Here is a 20,198-nt window from a genome sequence, read left to right as displayed (position 1 = left end):
TATAATTAGGGCTTAAAAATTAGCAGTAAATGTAAGTGCTGCAGTTCGTGGTGCACCAATAAAATAAGTGCTGCCATTACCTGTCCCACCCGCTAAATACTGTTTATCTGTTACGTTAGTGACAGCAAAAGCAATATCGATTGATTTAAATGGGCCGGCATTGACGTCTGCAGCATAACCGGCATTGATATCAAGCACGGTATAACCATCAACTTTATTACGTGTACGAGTTTGCTCATCTAAAAATGCACCTAAGCGTTCACCGGTATATTTAGCGGATATACCAAAGCGGAAGTCGCCACTGTAATAATCGGTCGAAAGCACAAACATATCGCTTGGTGAATCGATAACGTCATCGCCTTTTTTAAAGCTTGGCGGTAGCGCTTTTCCGTCTTCATCTTTGAGGATAACACCATCGGCATCGTAGGCACTTGGATCGTGCGATGCGTATTCAGAGCTGTTATTAGTGTATGAAGTATAAATATTCCATTCATTTGTAAGCATATAACTTGCTGATAGTTCAATACCTTGCGAGTCAATACCACCTACATTGATGTAAGAGCCATTTGTACCTATCGTATAATCAATCCCGCCGGTATCACTGCCAGGTGCGATAAAAGTAATACGGTTATCAAAGGCAATAGAATAAGCGGTCGCAGTTAGGCTCAAGCGGTCTGCTTTATAACGTACACCAAAGTCGATATTTTCAGCTGTTTCTGGTTCAATTTCTGTGAGTGTAGAACTATCACGCTCCAGCACTCCATCTTTAATTGCTGAGAAATTTTCACTAAAACTGGCAAATAACTCAGTACTGCTAGTTAGCTGGTACAAAGCACCTGCACTAAATAACACATCTGAATCACTGTTTATTTTATCAGAGCGTAGATCTGCAAAATGATCGTATTTTTGTAATTCAACTAAATACTGTTTAGCGCCAAGATTAACTGTAAAATCGCCTAGGCTGATAGAATCTTGTACGTACCACTTAAAGGTATCTGTTTCAAAAGTATTTTTATATTGCGTCCAGTATGGGGTGCTATCAAAGTGATGATACACGCGAGCGTCAATAACTTTATGCCAATCACGAGATTCGTCACGATCAGTTTGCTCAAGCCAAATACCTGCTTCAATATCGTGCATCCCTAAGGTTAATTTATAATCGGCGGTTAAACCTAAACGGTCCTTGTCATAGTGTGTATGGCGATATGACATTACCGGTATTGCGGAATCTGGGTAACACGCCGGATTCAACCCTGTGCCTGAATCCCATGGCCAACTGAGTGTATCCGTACAATTTGCATTAGGCGTTAATGGCTTACCTTGGCTATCTGCAAAACCATATGAGCCAGCATTTGTGCCGCCTTCGGTTGTTGGATTACCGTCTTTATCGACAGGTGATGTTAAATAAGGTGGGATCCAATCACCACGCCCTGAGTTTTTATGGTAATAAGGGCTGATTGTTAATAATGACGAAGGTGAGATTGCGTATTCAAACTTTACGTAACCTAACGCATTTTCACGCAATGTACCCCAACCTTCTGCAAACATTTGGTCAAAGTGTGGCACGCCAGTCCAATTCCAAGTTAGTTGATCCCAATCTGGTGTTTGCGCAAATTGCTGCAAGCTCACACTGTTATAGTTGGTCTCACTTACATCATCATACGATAAACGCCCTGTTACAGTCAGCGCATTAAAATTAGATACAAATTTAGCCTCAGCATGTTGATTATCTTTACCGCCATTACTGCCATCACCTATCCAGCGGCTAGTATTGGTTTGTGAATAACTCACATAAGCTTGCGTGTTATCAAAGAGAGTGCCAGTTTCATGCTTAAAATAATAACGGGTCGCATCATGGTCACCATTGGTGTAAGCAAATGTAGTTCCTCGCTCAAGGCTAGGATCTTTACTAACAAAATTAAACGTACCACCGAGTGCTTCAAGTGATGCTGAGGCGATATCTGAGGTACCTTGGCCCACTTCAACCGTGGCTAAGTTTTCGCTGTCTAGATAGCGATTAGCTTTTGCACCACCGCCATAATTAGAGCCGCCGTTTGGAATACCATCAACCGTCATACCTAACTGCTGCTGGTTACCATCGATACTAAAGCCGCGCATCGTAATAGTGGTAGACCAATCATCACCACCAAATGCATCACCTTCGTTAATACTAATTCCCGGTAGGTTATCCATCACCGATAATACACTTGATACCGAACTCTGCTGTTCAATCATTGATTGCTCAATCACACTATTTGCATAGCTCGTTGGTTTTGCCACGACCGTGACTTCTTCTATTTCGTTGGTATTTGCAAAGCTATTAGTTGAAAACGCTAAAGCGATTGCTAAGCTTAAAGTCGATCTTTTAGTAAAAGTACGCATTGTTGTCCCATTTGCAATTATTGTTTTGTATACGGGCAAAGTATGGAGGGAATATATGACAAAAAAGCTCGAAAAAATTGACGTAACAGTGACAAATATATTGATTATTTATGGCAACAATGCAGCTTAACCAATTAACATATAAAGATATTATAATTTAAATAACAGTCTATCGCGGTAATATTTGTAGGAAATAGAGAGGGAGTTAAATCAATACGAAAGAGTATTTTTCACAGTATTAGTAACGATTAAAAGGCAATATTGCTAATCGCAAATAAATACCTAAAACGAGTTTGCAATCAACATGCATGGCGTTAATGCAACCACCTACGGGCGTAGGTGGTTTAGTGACTAAAATAAATTACGTTTAAATTAGTTCAGCCAACATTTCATCACTATACGGAACCACTTCTTCAGCATTTTTGATTTTACTGATGTAATCTGGGTTTGCAATAAACGGGCGACCAATAGCAATTAAATCAAACTTATTGGCGTTAATAGCAGCTTTAGCCGTGTCAAAATCATAGCTACCAACACCCACTAAAGTACCTGAATAAGCCGCACGTAAATATTCTGACGTCGTTTTATCTGCAAGGCTTGCAAAGCGCATGCTATCGTCAAAAATACCGCCATGTAAGTAAGCGAGTGCTCGGCTATTCAACTCGTTTAAGAGGTAATCAAATACCGCTTTATCGCGGCTATCTTCGCTCATATTAAAGTAAGCACCAGGAGATAAACGTAGCCCAGTTTTATCTGCGCCGATGACATTAATTACCGCATCAACAACTTCAAGTGCAAAACGCGACATATTCTCTGGAGTTTGCCCGTATTCATCATCACGCTCATTGGCTGCATAATGTAAAAACTGATCGATTAAGTAACCATTCGCACCATGGATCTCAACGCCATCAAACCCTGCTTCAAGCGCATTCTCTGCAGCCTTTGCATAATCTGCAATTAATGACTTAATATCGGCAGTGGTTGCTGCTTTTGGGGTAATATAAGTAAGCTCACGCATACGTGGTACAGAGCCTTCAACACCAATCGCAGATGGGGCTAAAACGTCGCCATCAAAAAAGTGTGGATGTGCAACCCGACCAACATGCCAAAGTTGTGCAAACATTTTACCGCCCTGCTCATGCACAGCATCGGTTACTTTTTTCCAGCCTTGAATTTGTGCGCTGGTAAATAAACCTGGCGTATTCGGGTAACCTTGCGCATCAGGGCGAATAATCGTGGCTTCACTAATTATTAAACCGGCTTCAGCACGGCGTGCGTAGTAATCAACCATCGCTTGGGTTGGCACTAAGTTATCGTCAGCCATACAACGCGTTAGCGGTGCCATAAGTATACGGTTTTGTAATTCAATCGTGTCATTAAGCTTAAACGGTTGCAGTAGATCAGTGGTCATTCTTATCAATCCTTATCTTGAGTGTACATTCAAGATAAGGGCGAACAATAAAACATTCAAGTCTATTTTTGAATATTTGTTCAAGATTAAGTAAACTAACCCCACATACACCTTATAAGTCAAATAGAATGCAACAGAGCGCCCTATGAGAATAGCCGAATTTGACCGTGAATTTGTACTTCGCCAAGCGATGCTGGCTTTTATGCAACACGGTTATGCTAAAACGAGTATGCAAAAATTAACGCAAGTTACAGCGCTTCATCCGGGATCTTTATATGCTGCGTTTGGCAACAAAAAAGGTATTTTTTTAGCGGCTATTGAGCAATATCAGGCTGATCGAAATCAGCAATTTACGTCACTTTTTTGTCAACATAAACCCGTTTTACCAAGCCTACGCCAATACTTAGACTCAATAGTCAACGAGTGTATCAGTGGTGATGCGATGAAAGTATGTTTACTGACTAAAAGTATTAGTGAAGTTGAAGGGCAAGATTCACAGATCAGCCACGTACTGATGACAAATTTAAACGCTTACGAAAACGCCCTCGCCGAACAATTTGAGCGCGCGATAAAAGCAGGTGAAATACCAAACACACGCACAGCTGAGCATCTAGCTCGTTTTTTAGCAATGGGCCTTTACGGCTTGCGAACCTATGCACTGACTAACCGCTGCGAACAAGATCTAAGCCAACTCGCCGACGATTTATACCACGCAATGTGTAATTAATTTTTAACTAACCGACATTTTGTCATATTAGTAAATATACTATACCTAAGCCATTCTAGAGAGAGTCTATTAATGAGTAATGCAACTGCAACCGCATCTGAAAAATTCGAGACAATCTTAAATTTAGGAGCCAAAAAAAGATTGGCTTTTATGTTTGAGACCGTCCAAGAGTTCAAACAAGTGTGGATATTAAATGACGACGATGGCTGTGTTATGCTCGCCAACGAAGATGATGATTGTGTACCGGTATGGCCTGAACGTATTTATGCCGAGGCATGGGCTACCGGTGAGTGGGAAAATTGCACAGCTAAAGCAATTCCATTGAAAGATTGGACAACCCGATGGACACCCGGTCTTGAACAAGATGACTTACTTATCGCCGTTTTTCCAACTGAAGAAGACGACGGCACAATTTTATTTCCTGATGAATTTGATTCACAACTAAAAGCACCTAAAAAGCGTTACTAATTAAATATGTATCAGTCGCAGGTTACTTGGTTTCCTGCGACTTTTATTACTCACACCCCCTCTGAAAGAAGCACTTTATAGGTTTATTTCAAGGTCGCTTTAAAACAACTTTCAACGACGTCTGCAAATGGTTGGTCTATATCGATAGTAATAACATTGTTTTCATCCGGCATTTCAAGCGTATCAAATTGGCTTTTTAACAATTCAACTGGCATAAAGTGCCCAGTTCTATCGTGCATTCTTTTTTTCACTAGTTCAAACTCACCATGAAGGTGTAAAAACGTAATTCCCACATTGCCATCACATATTTGCTGACGGTATTTTTGCTTCAAGGCAGAGCAAACTATCACTGCGACTTCATTTTTCTTTTCAATACTAAAAGCAGCATCACGAATTCTTTCTAACCACGGCGTTCTATCATTATCATTAAGTGGCTCCCCAGCAGACATTTTTAATATATTTGCTTTTGGATGCAGGTCATCACCATCAATAAACTTAACGTTCATTTTTTTTGCTAATGCTGAGCCAACACTTGATTTGCCAGTGCTTGATACGCCCATAATAATAAATATACGCCCAGTTTTTGTTTGGCTCACTTGATTAACCTCTATTTAATTTTAAATTCATTGCTGTTCAATGTATTTATTATTTTAAGTTACAGGTAGTATGTTACCCGTAACAATTAATTATGTGAAGTTAAACACAATTAACCGAAAAATGATTAAGATCGTATTAGTAGGAAGTATATGTCAGATTTATCTTTAATTTTAACTGCAGTAGGCTCTATCTTTTTATTACTTTTTCTCGTAATGAAAGTAAGGCTTCATGCCGTTGTATCTTTGATATTAGTCTCGATGATCGCAGGATTGTGCTCAGGCATGAGCCCTGAAATGATCACAAAAACAATTGAAAAAGGCATGGCTGGGACACTCGGCTTTGTAGCTGTAGTGGTTGCCTTAGGTGCTATGTTTGGCAAGGTTATGGAAGAAACGGGTGCACTGGATCGCATTGCACATACTCTTTTACACAGGTTTGGTGATAAAAATGCCAATTGGGCACTGACTTTTACTGGTTTCATTTGTGCTTTACCATTATTTTTTGATGTTGCTGTGGTGCTTTTAATTGGGATTGTTTTTGCGGTGGTCAGAAAAGGCGGCGGCAGTGTAATTAAAATTGGCATTGGTTTACTAGCAGGAATAGCATCTTGCCAAGCATTTTTAATTCCCGCGCCGGGCCCTATTTTAGTGGCTTCTGAATTAGGGGCTGACTATGGCTATATGATTTTGTTTGGCTTACTTGCAGGTATTCCCGCGATGCTACTTGGCGGCCCTATCTGGGGAGCGTTTATCTCAAAATCTATTCATGTTGAACTGCCCGCTCATGCTCAAACAGAGAACGAAACAAGAGAAGGTAAAGGCACTCCTAGCTTCGCTCTTGCCCTTGGTTTAATTGCCCTACCTTTGCTTATGATCAGCTTAAACACCTTAGGTGGCCGGTTTGTGCAAAACGACTCGAACATCGCACATTGGCTTGCATTTATTGGTCATCCTTTTACTGCCATTTTAACCGCTTGCTTAATGGCTTTTTATCTTCTGGGTGCCAGACGAGGTGTGCCTAATAGCCGAATAATGGAGATCTGCGGTAGTGCGCTGCAACCCGCGGGAGTCATTATTCTTGTAACCGGTGCTGGTGGTGTGTTCAAACAAGTATTAATTGATTCTGGTGTCGGTGATGCATTGGGTAATTATCTTGCAGGTTCAGGTTTACCCATTGTTATTTTAGCGTTTATTTTATCCGCGGCAGTTAGAGTAATTCAAGGTTCTGCAACCGTTGCTATGCTAACAGCATGTGGCTTAATTACCCCAATGTTAGCGCCTCTTGGGCTCAGTGGCGCGCAACTTGCTGCAATTACGATTGCGATAGGTGGTGGCTCTATCGTGCTTTCTCATGTTAATGACTCGGGGTTTTGGCTGGCAAGTCGCTATCTTGGTCTAACTGAAATGCAAACTCTTAAAACGTGGACGGTGATGGAAACAATTATTGGTACATGTGGCGCGATAGTCGCAATATTGATCTCGCTGTTTCTATAGCGACTAAATGCTCAAGCTATATTCGCTTGAGCATTTTTTAATACTAAGCACTTTCGCCTAAATTAATTTTATAACCCACATCAAAAACCCGGTCTTTAGCTATAATATCAAGCTTGTTATCAATCGCACTTAGTAACGTTTCACCAGCAAGATTACCAATCCGTTGACGTGGCGTTATTACACTGGCAAGTTGCGGCACCATAGATTGACCGACATCGTGACCATGAAAGCCAACAATAGCCATTTGCTCTGGTACTGCTATATTACTTTTTTGACACTCGAAAATCGCACCAATCGCCAAGTCATCATTGGTACAAAAAACACAGTCTGTATCAGGGTAATCCTTGAGTGTTTTCACTATAAGCTTGGCACCTAAACTATACGACGATGGTTTATCTGTCATGATACTTTGTGGCGTCAATCCCCTTTTAGTCATCGCAGCGGTATAACCTTGCAGTTTCAGTTTGGTTCTCATATCGAGCCTGGCACCTAAATAAACAATATGTTTATAGCCTTTATCTATAAGAGCGCTGGTCATATCAAAGGCCGCTTTAATATTATCAAAGCCAATTGAATACTGAATGGGTGGATGGTTAATATCCATTATTTCAACAACTGGAATACCTGCCATTTTTATCATTTGCCGTGTTCGTTCGGTGTGAATTGTCTCAGATAAAATTAATCCATCGACATGATAAGACAATAAATACTCCACCCTTTTCTCTTCAATCTCTGGGCTATAACCATAATGCGCGAGCATGGTTTGATAACCTGCCGGTTCAGTTATTTCTTCAATTCCTCGGATCACTTGTGCAAACACTTGGTTAGTCAATGATGGAACCAGCACACCAATAGAAAAGCTTTTCGCATTTGACAATAAATCGGGGGCTTTATTAGGTATATAACCAAGTAAATCAATCGCTGCACTGATTTTACTGCGCGTAGCCTCAGATACTTTTGTAGGACTTTTTAAATAACGACTTACCGTCATTTTAGTCATACCTACAGCATCGGCTATATCCTGCAAAGAGGAACGTTTACTTTTTTTCATTACAGATAATTTATTTTAAATGTTACCTATAACATAACAATTTCGGTTGCAATTAGCCACTTTAGTCCCTTTATAAAATAGCTTGTAAATACCTATAAAACGGTAAAAGGACGTCAAAACGTCCTTTTATAAAACTGCACTTAGAGGTAATAAGCTTACTAAAAATTATAGCTTGCGCCTAACCAATACATTCGACCAGGCTCAACGCCTGAGAACCCTTCGGTCACTGTGTTGGTACGTGCATTAAATAAATTAGTAATATCGGCTCTTAACTCAACATTTTGACCTTTAACAAACTCATAATTAAAGCGTAAATTTAAGCCAACCATAATACGTGCTTCAATCTCACGCTTTTCATACACGGATAGATAAACAGTTTCAATAGCGCAGGTACTGCACTCTTGCGTTAAACCATATGATTCGAGCCTAGTTGTTTTTACTGCATTATCATAAGCACCTTTGTAGGTCGCGCTTAAACCTGTACTTAAGCTATCTAGCCAATCGACATTCCAACCTATATTTGCAATCACGGGGCTGGCAAAGTTTGTTTTCAACATTTGTAGCTGACTTAAACTTACCGCTCGTCCTTCGTCCCCCTCTTGATAATAAACTAATTCTTCAAGCGGAGTATTATCTGCATCGGCATCGTAACTAAGGTTCGACGCTTTATTTTCACTATAGCTAACATTCGCCCATAACGAGTGCCCAGCAAAGCGCGCATCCCAGGCTATTGAGTAACGTTTACTTGAGCCTGTGCCATTATTGGTCATTCGGATGTATTTATAACCATCTTCACTGACTTCATCTGATCTAACACGTGAAAACTGTTGTTTTTTAAGTCGCCTTACATACTTAACCGAAAAATTACCAAAGCTTTGTGTTGCGTGTTTAAGGCCTAAAGCAATTTCATCATCATAGGGTGTATCAAGCTCATCAAACTGGTATTTAAACTCACCGGTATAAGCCGATGGCTGCCAGCCTTGCAAACGTGAATCACGAATAGGACGATATTCCCGATAAGAAAAACGTTGCTGTTCACGAATTTTATAACTCATCAAACTAGCATCATAATAACGGTTTGCACCCGCCGTGAGCAATGTGTTGCCATCATCAAAAATATCGTAACCCACTGATAAGCGTGGAGCTATATTGTGATTTTTTAAAAAGTCATCATAATCATAACGCAAACCTAGATTTAGCGATAACCGCCACCACTTTAAACTATCGGTGATAAACAGAGATTGACGAGATAACGACACATCAATATGTTCTTGCGGCGTTACCTGACGTGATGAAAAATATTGCGCTGCAACGAGAGTGTTCTCAGCATATGCTAATGATTGCTCGGGATCATTAAAATTAAATGTCCCCCCAAATTGCTCAGCTAAGGTGGTTAAGTCAACGCGGTACTGCTCTTGTACACAATCAAGTGTGTAGCCGTTACAATCCAGTGGATTGTTAGGATTAAAAATATATTGAGGGGCATTGTAATTATAGCTGTCTTGATCACGATCGCGTTTTACTGACTGCGAAGTGTATTCACCTCCGAGCTTAATATCATGCTCCATACTTAACCATTCAAAACGAGGGACATCTAACGATGATTTAATATTGATAGTATCTTGCACTGTGTCCAAATTACCATAACCGCCCTCTTGCGATAACCGAATATCATCTCCCTGATCGGCTAACTGTCCCCACTCTTTTCCTTTAATTTGTAGCCAACTAAAGTAATGCTCGGGCCCTTCTCGGCTACTGTCTGATCGACTGTAGTTAATTTTTGTATCCCAATATCCAAACTTAGTGTCATTAGCAAAATTTGCAATAAGTCCCATATTGCCACCTTCAAGTTTATAATCACTTGCAGCAACATCTTTTAAATAAGCATCACTTTGATACGGTGAATACATTGCAGTTAAATCAAGCTTATCTATCCAGCCATCACGATAGCTGTATTTAATTAACGAATTTATATTTGTACGCTTTTGCGTTTGCATAGTTTGTAATGACAAATCCGATATTTCACTTTGCATATAATTAACGCTGAATAAAACACCGTGGTGTTTGTTAAAGCGTTTTTGTAATGATAAATCTAGGTTTTCTTTTGTATAACTGGGTGGCTCTAACGCACCCGCCGTCTCGCTAACTCTTTCCTCATCACCTTGGATAACGTGGTATTGCCCCCAGTCACTTTGATTTGTACGATACGCAATACTGCCCGAGTCGCCAGTTAAAAAGGGGGACTTTGTTTTTACATCAACAATGCCACCGGAAAAATCCCCATACTCGGCGGGAATGTTGTGATCGTACACCGTTATTGAATCAACAATATCGCTGTTTACATTCATCGTTTGCACACCACCAGATACATCATTTGCACTGGCCGTAAGCCGTGAGCTGGTTGCAGGATCAACACGATTATTGTAGTTCATGCCATCTAAACTAAACCCTGTTTGCCACGGCTGAGCACCTGAAATTGAGATCTCAGGTGCGGTAATTTCCGCAAGACTATCAATACTCATCGCTTCATCACTTAATTGCACACCAGGCAAAAGAGAAATTAGTTCATTAATATCGCCGTTTCCTTTAGGAGTCGCATTAATAAAATCTCTATTTAAATATGCGCGGCCAATCACTTCGGGCACTTCAATACCAATAAACTGGCCATTAACCTGAATGTGCTCAAGGTTTGCACAATCTTTTGTTTCGCAGTGCTGTTTTTCTGTTTGATTACTCTGCTCTTTTACTTCATTCCCATAAGCATTGGGTAATGCAGTAACAAAGAGTAAACACGTCAATAGACACGGTGTTTGCATGTGTTGCATTTGTTTCATCCTATTAATTCCCAATGGGTGTTATGTCTTGATTGTCTGGTATACCATCGCTATCTGCGTCGTCATCAGCCACCAAACCAGACTCATCAATTTCACTTTGCGAAACCCCTGGTAAGAAAAAGTTAGGTCTACCATCATAATCGGTATCGACACTTGCCACTTGGCTCCCTAAAAAATCATCTTTTTGGGCGATCAACAGTGCTCTTTGTGCATTTAATTCCATGCGATCAGCTTCTGCAAAAGCAGATGAGTTAACCACTTGTAATGCTTTGTCATATGCGTTTAACATAGTTAAAGCAAAAACCATTTCTTCTCCTGCATCCTGTATTTCTTTATCTGAAGATTGCAGTGTTGTATCAACAATAGAGTTAACGATTTCAGTAGCTACTTCAATAACGTGTGCTCGCTGTGCTTGATAGTCAGGAATATTAGCGACACTAATCGACAGCTGTGCAACAAAGCTCAAAGAGCTATCTATCTGGTTATTAATAAGGTAAGTATTAATAGATTTTAAGATAACCATTCGGTCGCTTGCCGTTAAGGTATCTGCATGTTGTTTATATATCGCTAAAGAGCGTTTGATTTGCTCTTGTGCTGGTGCTAACTCGCCTAATTGGATGTAAGAGCCTAAGTACTCATATAGAAATTTAAATTGATCTTTTATTTCAGTATTTTCACCCTCAAATAAACGAGCAATTTCTGCATTTAATGAATTTGTTACTCTACTGGTATCTGTTTTATCGTTGGCGAATATGTGGGTTTTTAATAAATCATTGAGCGCTGAGATATGAGACTGTGTATTTTTAGTTTCTGAAAGAAGCTTATTGAATACCAAATCACTACAAAACTGGATCTGTGCTGCTACATCACCACCTAAATTAGCAACATGCTTAGTTATGAGTGTACAGCCTTTATAACCACTAATATAACTAGTAAGTTGCTGGAGAATATACTCATCATTACTGATTAAAGTGTTAGCTTTATCTACTAATTTAAGCGCCAGCTGAGTTTCACCCAAATTATTCAGTAGTGTCATCAAACCAGTATCAGCGTCTAAAATTAAGCTTACATAATCTCTTGTGTCTGCGTTATCTTGATAGAGTTTATCGAGCGGTGCAAAAGCATCATCAACACTAAAACCATTCAATAGTTTTGTTAAAACAATATATTTTAATTCAGCCGCTTTGGCATTATCAATATCTGTTGATTTAGTGAGTTTAGCGTAAACAGGGTTCGTCTCTTGTTCACCGTACAGCGCCACAATTAAACCCGATAAAGAAGTTAAAGGGTAAGTATAACTGCCGACCGTTGCTTCTGAATAAGGCGAGGCTGTATAAGGATAAGCGTTATCGAGGCCAACAATTCCATAGTAACTAAGCCCTTTATTTAAAAGTTGTTTAGCTAAGTCTATTTTTCCTAATTGGTAGGCAAGCTGAGTCGCTCGAGCAATATGTAATGCATTAAATTGATTTTGCTTTTCATCTTTATAAACACCCCTTTTTTGAATGTAAGGCGGGGTCAACTCAATTAACTCAATGTAATTATCCAGTATCAAGGAGGCTTGTTCGCGGTTTTCAGATGTCGGTTTAGCCAAGTAGTTATCTAACAACTGGCTAGTTGCTGAATACGCACCGTTAAGATAATAACCATAAGAACTTGTATATGTATCTTCACGCACTACAAGTGCATACTCTTTCAATTTATTGAGTACAGTAACTGCTTCACTCACATAATTCGCATTGATAAAGCCTTTCGTCAACGTATAAAAAAACGATGTATCTTTACTGGTAATATTGGCAACCCCCTTGTTTGCAAGCGAACTATTGGCTAAGCTAAAGCTGGTCATTAAATAAGGGTATGCTTTATCCATTAAGCCCAATTCAATATACTTATCAGCTAACGCTTTATAAGCTTGTGAACGAACAAACTCATCGGACATTTTATCAATAAACTCTTGGCCTGTTTCTTCAAACCCCGCAACAGTATAACTAATTGATAATGCCTCTCGAATGTCATTAAGTATTAGATCATCATTGATGGTGTTTGCAATTACCTGAGCTTGCTTAAGGTGTGACTTAGAAGAACTATAATAATAATTATGCTTGTCTTGGTTAGTAACATACGAAGGAATAAGATTAATAACAGCAGTCAATGGCGTTTCAATACGGCCATCTGTATAACTGATGGTAAAACTACCAGAAATACTGTTGAGTGTCGGTGCGGTATAAATAAACTCGCCCGTATTTTCATTCAGTACTAGCGTTCCTTCTTCTGGCGCCTTTAGCACTTTGACTGTCACTGAGTCGCCATCTGGATCGTAAAATTCAATCTGACCTTCAGTGGTTGTCGATGATGTAACGGCAACGCTCGTTGACAACAACTGCGGAATATCATTAACATTTTCAACTGTAAAGTTAATAACAACACGGCTACTTTTTGAGCCATTTGTTGCAGTGATGTTAATACTGTCTGCACCAAAATAATTCTCATCGGGCGTATAAGTATACTCGCCATTATTATTAATTTTTACCGCGCCATGGTTTGCTGCAGAACCTAAAATATAGCGAATATCATCACTGGCATTTGTCACAGCGACTTGATCGGTATAAGCAGTATCCTCTTTGAGCACAACCGTTTGTGTTTCATTGGCAAAAGTGGGAGCCTCATCACTATCGCTACCTCCTCCACAGCCAGCCATTATAAGCGCAGCTGCTATAGGCAAACTTTTAAATAATACATTCATTTATTGACTCAATCCTTATTGAAAACAAACAACGACACACCAATGTAAATAATTAGTATTCACTATCGTGATTGCAAAAGTTCGATTTTTAAGCTTTTAAATTGTCATTTTAGATTGCTGTGCAGTTTATTTATTATTTTAAACACCATAACTGCACTGCTTTTTATAAAAATATAAATAGTGCTGGTAATGTAATTCCTGCGACCAAGTAGATCGATTTTTTGCGCCACGGACTATTTTTACCTTTCACCATAAATAACGCCGACACCGCTAAAAATAATAATAATACAGCGTAAATATCAGAGAAAATCACCCATGCTTTATGGCTTTCGTTTAAATGCAAACGATTAAATGCTTGCAATACATATCGCGGTGATATTTCTTCAAACACCAATGATGACGTAGGTATATTTAAAGTCAGGTTTGAGCCATCTTTTAAAAATACTCGGTATTCTTGCGCCGAACTCCAGTAACTACTTTTAAAACCTTTACTGGTATCAACAGCTTTTATTACGGCTTTATTAATTGCCTCATCATTCATTTCTAACCAGGGTTGCTTAGGCAAACTATACTCTGAACGCTCAACCGCATAGTTAGGATTCCAGTCGTCAATATGATTAACTGCAATACCTGAAACCGCAAAAATAATAGTTAAACCGATACAAAAATAGCCAATGTCTCGGTGCAATGTACGGTTTAACTTAAACCAGCTAAAAGACTGCTTTCTAGTCAAGAATGGTTACCCCTGATGGTGTTAATTGATAAAAGTTAACCGCCGCCGTGACTGATTCAGGATCAAACGCTTTGCCTTGTTTTTTAGCTTCATCAGCTAAATAACTTTTACTTTGCTCAAGAGATAACGGATGGCTTGTGAGCTTTCCTTTTATTAAAGCATCTTTGCCACGTGCGCTCATCGGAAAAACCATCTCACCATCACGAACTTTTACAAAAAGTTCTTGAAAGCGCTGATCAGATTGTACCGTCATCCAACAGCCTCTTTTGCTACACACATTGGTAACAATTCCTTTGATAACGATTTGCTTATCAACATAACTATCTGGCGTTGCTAATACAGTTGATACTTTGATAACGTCATCTGAATTAACAGTTTCACCAAACTGGTTTTGCGCCGCGTGTACAGTAAAAAACATTGAGCAGGCTATTAAAGCTGCCACTAAGTGTTTTGCAAACATATCGAATCCTTATAATGTATTTAAAATGAGTTATTTAGTTTCTTCAATTGGTTTTGTTACAAGCGTAACTTGATTTTGTAATGGCAAAATTTGCCCCGCAATAGATGACAAACTCATATTCGTTACTAAACTAGGTAAACTATTTATATGAGCTAAATACCGCGCATCATCATAACTTTGCATACTCAGTTCCAAACGCTTTAACCATGTAGATGGTTGCTTTAAACGTTGCTTTTCGGCATATACAAGGTTTTGCTTTAGCTTAATTAAATCAAGTGTTTTTAAAATCTCTGGCATAGTCGCAAGTACATTATCTGTCGCTGCTATTAGCTCTTCACGTCTATTTGGTGCACAAATAAATGATAACGATAGTTGCACCTGATTCGTAAATTGATCTAATTTCATCGAAAAATCAATATTATATATACCTGATAATTCATACCTTAAACGCTGTTTTAATTGTTGACGTGTCACCTCTGATAAGGTTGCCACTAAAAAAGCGTTTTCAGGAGTCCACGTAAACGAAGTAAAGCCTTCTCGCATAACTTTACTTTTAGGTTCATTATAATAATTAACCTCTAGCTGCTTAATGCCACTTTGCTGTATGACTGGTTTGGATGTTAGTGCAGGAGTTCGCTTAATAGATGCTAATAAATGAGTTAACAGCTCATCACTGTTAGCGGGTTGTTTTCCTAAAATATATATCGTTACTGGTTGCAATAAAACATCTTTCGCTATCGACTCTAATGATGCCTTAGTTAAGCCCTCAATATTATCACTGGCAGTATCAGCTAAATCATCTGCTGAAAAACGAGCTTGAGAAATGATCTTTTTCAGTGATGTATTTGGCTTAGCTTGTTTATCGTAAAACTTTATAAGTTCCTGCTTAGTGTCAGCAAAGCCTTGTGAGTCAAGTTGGCCTTGCTCAATGTGTAAGCGGTAAGTTTTCAATAAATCAGTAAACTCGTGTTCTTCAACAACGGCACCAATACTTAGTTGATCAGCTTTATACACCCAAGACCACTTGGGTAATTGCTGCCACTGTTGTTCAGTAAACCCTTTAGGCGGTGTTTGTTGCCACAATTGCACTGCAAGCTGACTTAAGCTAGGTGATTGCTGTTGATTATCATAACCTGCTGCTGTCGTAATATTGATATAAAGTTGGTTTTTTGCGGTTGGTTTATTTAACCAAACAACTTCATCATTATTATCTAATTGCCAAACAGTGATCTCAGGCGCATCACCACTGGCTGCAATTTGTTGTTTACTAATGATGTGACCCGCAACAAATTTGCTCATATCTGGCAAATTTACTGACGGCAGTACAGGCTTTGGTTCCTTTTTAGGCGCTGTATAAGCGACAGGTGGAGCAAGGTCTTTAGCTGTTAACGCTTGTATCGCTTTGACTTGTGTTAATGATAATTGATACTTTTCAACATCACCGGGAAATTGTAAATACAAAAATTGATCGCCCGCGTTTAGCAATTCTTTAAGACGAATATTTAAACGTTCAATTGTAATTTTATTAAGTAAATCAAGTTGAAAACGTGCTTTGTCACGACTATTGAGCAGTATTTTATTACTGGTCACAGCATTGGTGATTTTATCTTCCCAGCCATTATAATCGCGGCTGTCTTCTCCTTTACCTAGTTGGCGTTGCAGTATCGCTCGGGCTTTTTCTTTATGTGCTTGTAACTCAAGCTCATCCAATCCAAAGCTTAATAAACGACGGCGCTCTGTCCAGATGTCCTTGAGACCTTGGTGGTGGTTTTTTGAACGTGACACAAAAGCAGCAATAATTCGCTCATTGGTTGGTTGTTTTAAATGTAAACTGACTTTACGTTGATCATAAAATTTACGGTCACGGATAACTTGATCACGGATCATTTTACGTAAAAAATAGCGAACTAAGCGGTCTTCTTCAGCGGCAAGAGAACTCGGCTCAGCAAGTTTACTTCTAAAACCGAGAACGGTTGCAGTAGAGCTTCCTTGTGGATCTTGAATACTACCAATATGAAATTGTTTTTTTAATGGTAACTCAACGTAGTCTCTATTCGGCTTAGGCGTGTTATTTTGCGGTGCAAAATATTTATTAAGTGCTTCAATTGCTTGTTTTTTGTCTATATTGCCAGAAATAACCAACGACATATTACTCGGTACATAAAACGTTTTATAAAACTGAGCAATATCAGCTGCCGTCGTTGCTAAAATACTTTCTCTTGTACCTATAGCCGGCCTGCTCACATAACGAGAGCCATGTCTAACCTGCTCTTTTTTAAGTCGGCTAACACGCTTAGCAACATTTTCACCGCGACGCCACTCTTCTAAAATAATGCTTTGCTCTTTTTGCCAATCTTGCTCTTTAAATTGCGCACCAAAGGCAATATCAGCCATTAGCGCCAAAGATTGTGATAAATCAAGTGCATCATTAACACGCGTACGGATCATGAACTGGGTTAATGATTCACGAGTAACAGCATTGACCTGCTTGCCCGTTGACCAACCTAAAGTATTAAAATACTGATGAAGGGATTCTGGGTGTGATTTTGTGGTACGAAATACCATATGTTCAACCATATGAGCAACGCCGCTTGGCGTTGCCTCATCAACGGAGCCAGCATTAACAATTAAACGGATATTAAAAGGATCTGTTTGTTCTTCGCTGTCATACAAATAATAAGTTAAACCATTATCGAGCTTACCGACTGTAACGCCATCAGCCCAAGGCTTCGATTGTTCCGGTACAGATACACAACCACTTAATAACAAAAGACTTAAACAAGAAAAAACAAAGAACCGCTTAGGGAATATAAACGTAGCTTTTAAAAAACGACAAAAAAGCATAAACCAACCCATCAATATTATTGTAATATAAATTAAGGGCAATATAATAAAGGTACTTACCAGTAATGGCAACGCAAAAATCAATTGCAATGATAATTATTATCAAAAAGATTACTGGACAATCCATTTAAGATAACAACAAAGCATAATTATTACACGCTATCCGTTTGGCTGCTTTTTATTCATACATTATAAACTGCACTCTTCTTGAATAAGCATTTACTTTATAAATTAGCTACTTAGTAAATAAAAACTAACTGAAAAATATAAAATCAACGTGTTAATAATTTTATAGTAGTGGGAGATATTGGACTAAACTTGAATAATTAGTTTTACTTTATAGCAATTGAATTAATGAGCTATTTACAGACTAAAATAATTATATTGTTAATAACCTTGATATCAAGGGCTGAAAAAGTTCGTATTGATGCAGGCACAAAAAAGGACGCCATGAGGCGTCCTAATATAGAATAATGGCGGTGAGGGAGGGATTCGAACCCTCGTTAGGGATTAACCTAAACACACTTTCCAGGCGTGCGCCTTCAGCCACTCAGCCACCTCACCGCAGGCGTTAATGTATAACGCGGCGTAATAGTATGAAATAGCACGCGGCGGTGCAAGGTGTTTTTCCCTTTTGCCTGTTAACTGCCTAGTAAACAAACAAAAAAGGCCGCTGATAGCAGTATCAGCGGCCTTATCTTTATAACTTGGTTTAGCGTTGGAGTGACGCTGAGAAGTCGAGCATCCGATTAAGCGACTTGAGTGCGCCTTCACGAAGGTCCATATCTACAAACACTTCTTTGCCAGTTGCATCTAATAACGCTTCCTCAATCGCTTTGAGGCCGTTCATTGCCATCCACGGGCAGTGCGCACAACTCTTACAGGTTGCGCCTTCGCCAGCCGTTGGTGCGGCAACAAATTCTTTATCTGGGCATAACTGCTGCATTTTATAAAAAATGCCGCGATCTGTAGCTACAATAAACTTTTGATTGTTCATCGTTTGTGCCGCTTTGATCAATTGACTGGTTGAACCTACTGCATCAGCTAACGCTACAATCTCTGCTGGTGATTCTGGATGAACCAAAACGCCAGCATCAGGGTACAGCGCTTTCATGTCTTTTAACGCTTTGGTTTTAAATTCGTCATGCACGATACATGCGCCATTCCACATGATCATATCAGCGCCAGTATTCTTTTGAATATAGGCACCTAAATGTTTATCTGGGCCCCAAATGATTTTTTCACCCATTTCATCTAGGTGCTCAACAATCTCAAGGGCACACGATGAGGTAACAATCCAATCAGCGCGAGCTTTAACGGCAGTTGATGTATTTGCGTATACAACTACTTTACGATCAGGGTGCTGATCACAAAACGCAGAGAACTCATCAATTGGGCAACCAATATCAAGCGAACAGGTTGCTTCTAGTGTTGGCATAACCACGGTTTTATTCGGTGTCAGTATTTTTGCTGTTTCACCCATAAAACGTACACCGGCAACGATAATCATGTCGGCATCGTGCTTAGCACCAAAGCGAGCCATTTCTAGCGAATCAGCAACACAACCACCGGTTTCTTCTGCAAGCGCTTGAATTTCAGGATCAGTATAATAATGGGCAACCAATACGGCATTTTTATCAATCAATAATTGTTTGATACGTGCTTTGTATTGCGCCTGCTCATCATTATTCAATGGAGCTGGTTTAGGAGGAAAGATATAACCTTCAGGCATAATAGTTTGAGCTAAATTCATTTCTCGACCACTTAATCTACAGTGCAATTATGGGGCGGATTATACGAGAATATAAAACTAAATAACAGTAATGGTGAGTAAAGCAATTTGATTAACGCAATTATATTTAGCTTGACGATGATTATGTAAGTGTTTTTTGCTTTTTATATGAAGCGATATGAATTTACTAACTGGGAGTCAGATAAACTGAAATTGAATAAACCAGAATGGTGGGTCATGATGGACTTGAACCATCGACCAATGGATTAAAAGTCCACTGCTCTACCAACTGAGCTAATGACCCGCTCTGATGTGCCTAAGCACGCTGCGTAAATCCGCCGATTATAACCACTCTACTATTCTACGAATAAAGAATGGTGGGTCATGATGGACTTGAACCATCGACCAATGGATTAAAAGTCCACTGCTCTACCAACTGAGCTAATGACCCGCTCTGATTTGCCTAAGCACGCTGCGTAGATCCGCCGATTATAAACCACCCTATTATTCAACGAATAAAGAATGGTGGGTCATGATGGACTTGAACCATCGACCAATGGATTAAAAGTCCACTGCTCTACCAACTGAGCTAATGACCCGCTCTGTTGTCCCTAAGCACCGTGCTTAAATACTCCGATTATAACCACCCTAATATTTAACGTATAAAGAATGATGGGAAATGATGGAGTTGAATCATCGTCCAATGGTATAAAAGTTCACTAC

13 protein-coding genes and 4 tRNA genes are annotated in these 20,198 nt (G+C 39.3%); 3 read left to right on the top strand and 14 right to left on the bottom strand.

Annotated elements, in window-relative coordinates:
- Nucleotides 1–12: 12 nt before the first annotated feature.
- Together H5232_RS08775 and H5232_RS08770 are read right to left on the bottom strand one after the other, a co-directional pair.
- Nucleotides 13–2,382, bottom strand: a complete 2,370-nt coding sequence (locus H5232_RS08775; RefSeq protein ID WP_182717389.1) for a TonB-dependent receptor domain-containing protein — start codon at nt 2,380–2,382, stop codon at nt 13–15.
- A gap of 367 nt (nt 2,383–2,749) precedes the next feature.
- Complete coding sequence (locus H5232_RS08770) at nt 2,750–3,793, bottom strand: alkene reductase (RefSeq protein ID WP_149982560.1); 1,044 nt, start codon at nt 3,791–3,793, stop codon at nt 2,750–2,752.
- A gap of 145 nt (nt 3,794–3,938) precedes the next feature.
- Here H5232_RS08770 and H5232_RS08765 point away from each other — a divergent pair, with 145 nt between their 5' ends.
- Nucleotides 3,939–4,520, top strand: a complete 582-nt coding sequence (locus H5232_RS08765) for a TetR/AcrR family transcriptional regulator (RefSeq protein WP_182830788.1) — start codon at nt 3,939–3,941, stop codon at nt 4,518–4,520.
- 72 nt (nt 4,521–4,592) lie between these two features.
- Nucleotides 4,593–4,988 (top strand): DUF2750 domain-containing protein, encoded by a 396-nt coding sequence (locus H5232_RS08760; RefSeq protein WP_145233101.1) that lies wholly within the window; start codon nt 4,593–4,595, stop codon nt 4,986–4,988.
- Between the two features lie 83 nt (nt 4,989–5,071).
- On the opposite strand, the gene H5232_RS08755 is transcribed toward H5232_RS08760, so the two are convergent.
- Nucleotides 5,072–5,584, bottom strand: coding sequence for a gluconokinase (locus H5232_RS08755; protein WP_275074474.1), 513 nt, complete (start codon nt 5,582–5,584; stop codon nt 5,072–5,074).
- A gap of 150 nt (nt 5,585–5,734) precedes the next feature.
- On the opposite strand from H5232_RS08755, the gene gntU reads away from it, so the two are divergent.
- The gene (gene gntU / locus H5232_RS08750) at nt 5,735–7,078 is read left to right on the top strand and encodes a gluconate transporter (protein WP_182785158.1); all 1,344 of its coding nucleotides are present in this window, start codon (nt 5,735–5,737) and stop codon (nt 7,076–7,078) included.
- Between the two features lie 43 nt (nt 7,079–7,121).
- On the opposite strand, the gene gntR is transcribed toward gntU, so the two are convergent.
- The 11 genes from gntR to H5232_RS08695 form a co-directional block, all read right to left on the bottom strand.
- Nucleotides 7,122–8,129, bottom strand: a complete 1,008-nt coding sequence (gene gntR / locus H5232_RS08745; protein ID WP_182785159.1) for a gluconate operon transcriptional repressor GntR — start codon at nt 8,127–8,129, stop codon at nt 7,122–7,124.
- 158 nt (nt 8,130–8,287) lie between these two features.
- Complete coding sequence (locus H5232_RS08740) at nt 8,288–10,963, bottom strand: TonB-dependent receptor plug domain-containing protein (protein ID WP_259400118.1); 2,676 nt, start codon at nt 10,961–10,963, stop codon at nt 8,288–8,290.
- 4 nt (nt 10,964–10,967) lie between these two features.
- Complete coding sequence (locus H5232_RS08735; RefSeq protein WP_182830787.1) at nt 10,968–13,706, bottom strand: Ig-like domain-containing protein; 2,739 nt, start codon at nt 13,704–13,706, stop codon at nt 10,968–10,970.
- Between the two features lie 163 nt (nt 13,707–13,869).
- Nucleotides 13,870–14,439 (bottom strand): PepSY-associated TM helix domain-containing protein, encoded by a 570-nt coding sequence (locus H5232_RS08730; RefSeq protein ID WP_182739634.1) that lies wholly within the window; start codon nt 14,437–14,439, stop codon nt 13,870–13,872.
- The gene (locus tag H5232_RS08725; RefSeq protein WP_182739635.1) at nt 14,432–14,899 is read right to left on the bottom strand and encodes a DUF4920 domain-containing protein; all 468 of its coding nucleotides are present in this window, start codon (nt 14,897–14,899) and stop codon (nt 14,432–14,434) included. The genes H5232_RS08730 and H5232_RS08725 overlap by 8 nt, the downstream gene beginning before the upstream one ends.
- 30 nt (nt 14,900–14,929) lie before the next feature.
- A complete protein-coding gene (locus tag H5232_RS08720) occupies nt 14,930–17,743 on the bottom strand; it encodes a M16 family metallopeptidase (protein WP_182830786.1) in 2,814 nt (937 codons plus the stop codon).
- A gap of 474 nt (nt 17,744–18,217) precedes the next feature.
- Nucleotides 18,218–18,307, bottom strand: a tRNA-Ser gene (locus H5232_RS08715).
- 148 nt (nt 18,308–18,455) lie between these two features.
- Complete coding sequence (nadA, locus tag H5232_RS08710) at nt 18,456–19,496, bottom strand: quinolinate synthase NadA (RefSeq protein WP_149982565.1); 1,041 nt, start codon at nt 19,494–19,496, stop codon at nt 18,456–18,458.
- Nucleotides 19,497–19,703: 207 nt separating this feature from the next.
- Nucleotides 19,704–19,779 (bottom strand) — tRNA-Lys (locus tag H5232_RS08705).
- Between the two features lie 71 nt (nt 19,780–19,850).
- Nucleotides 19,851–19,926: transfer RNA gene (locus H5232_RS08700), tRNA-Lys, on the bottom strand.
- A 72-nt stretch (nt 19,927–19,998) separates the two neighbouring features.
- Nucleotides 19,999–20,074: transfer RNA gene (locus H5232_RS08695), tRNA-Lys, on the bottom strand.
- Nucleotides 20,075–20,198 lie beyond the last annotated feature (124 nt).

The organism is Pseudoalteromonas sp. SG41-5, from assembly GCF_014164495.1.
GTDB lineage: Bacteria > Pseudomonadota > Gammaproteobacteria > Enterobacterales > Alteromonadaceae > Pseudoalteromonas > Pseudoalteromonas rhizosphaerae.
Note: the sequence above shows the minus strand (reverse complement) of the source record. Positions and strands in the feature narration are given on the sequence as shown.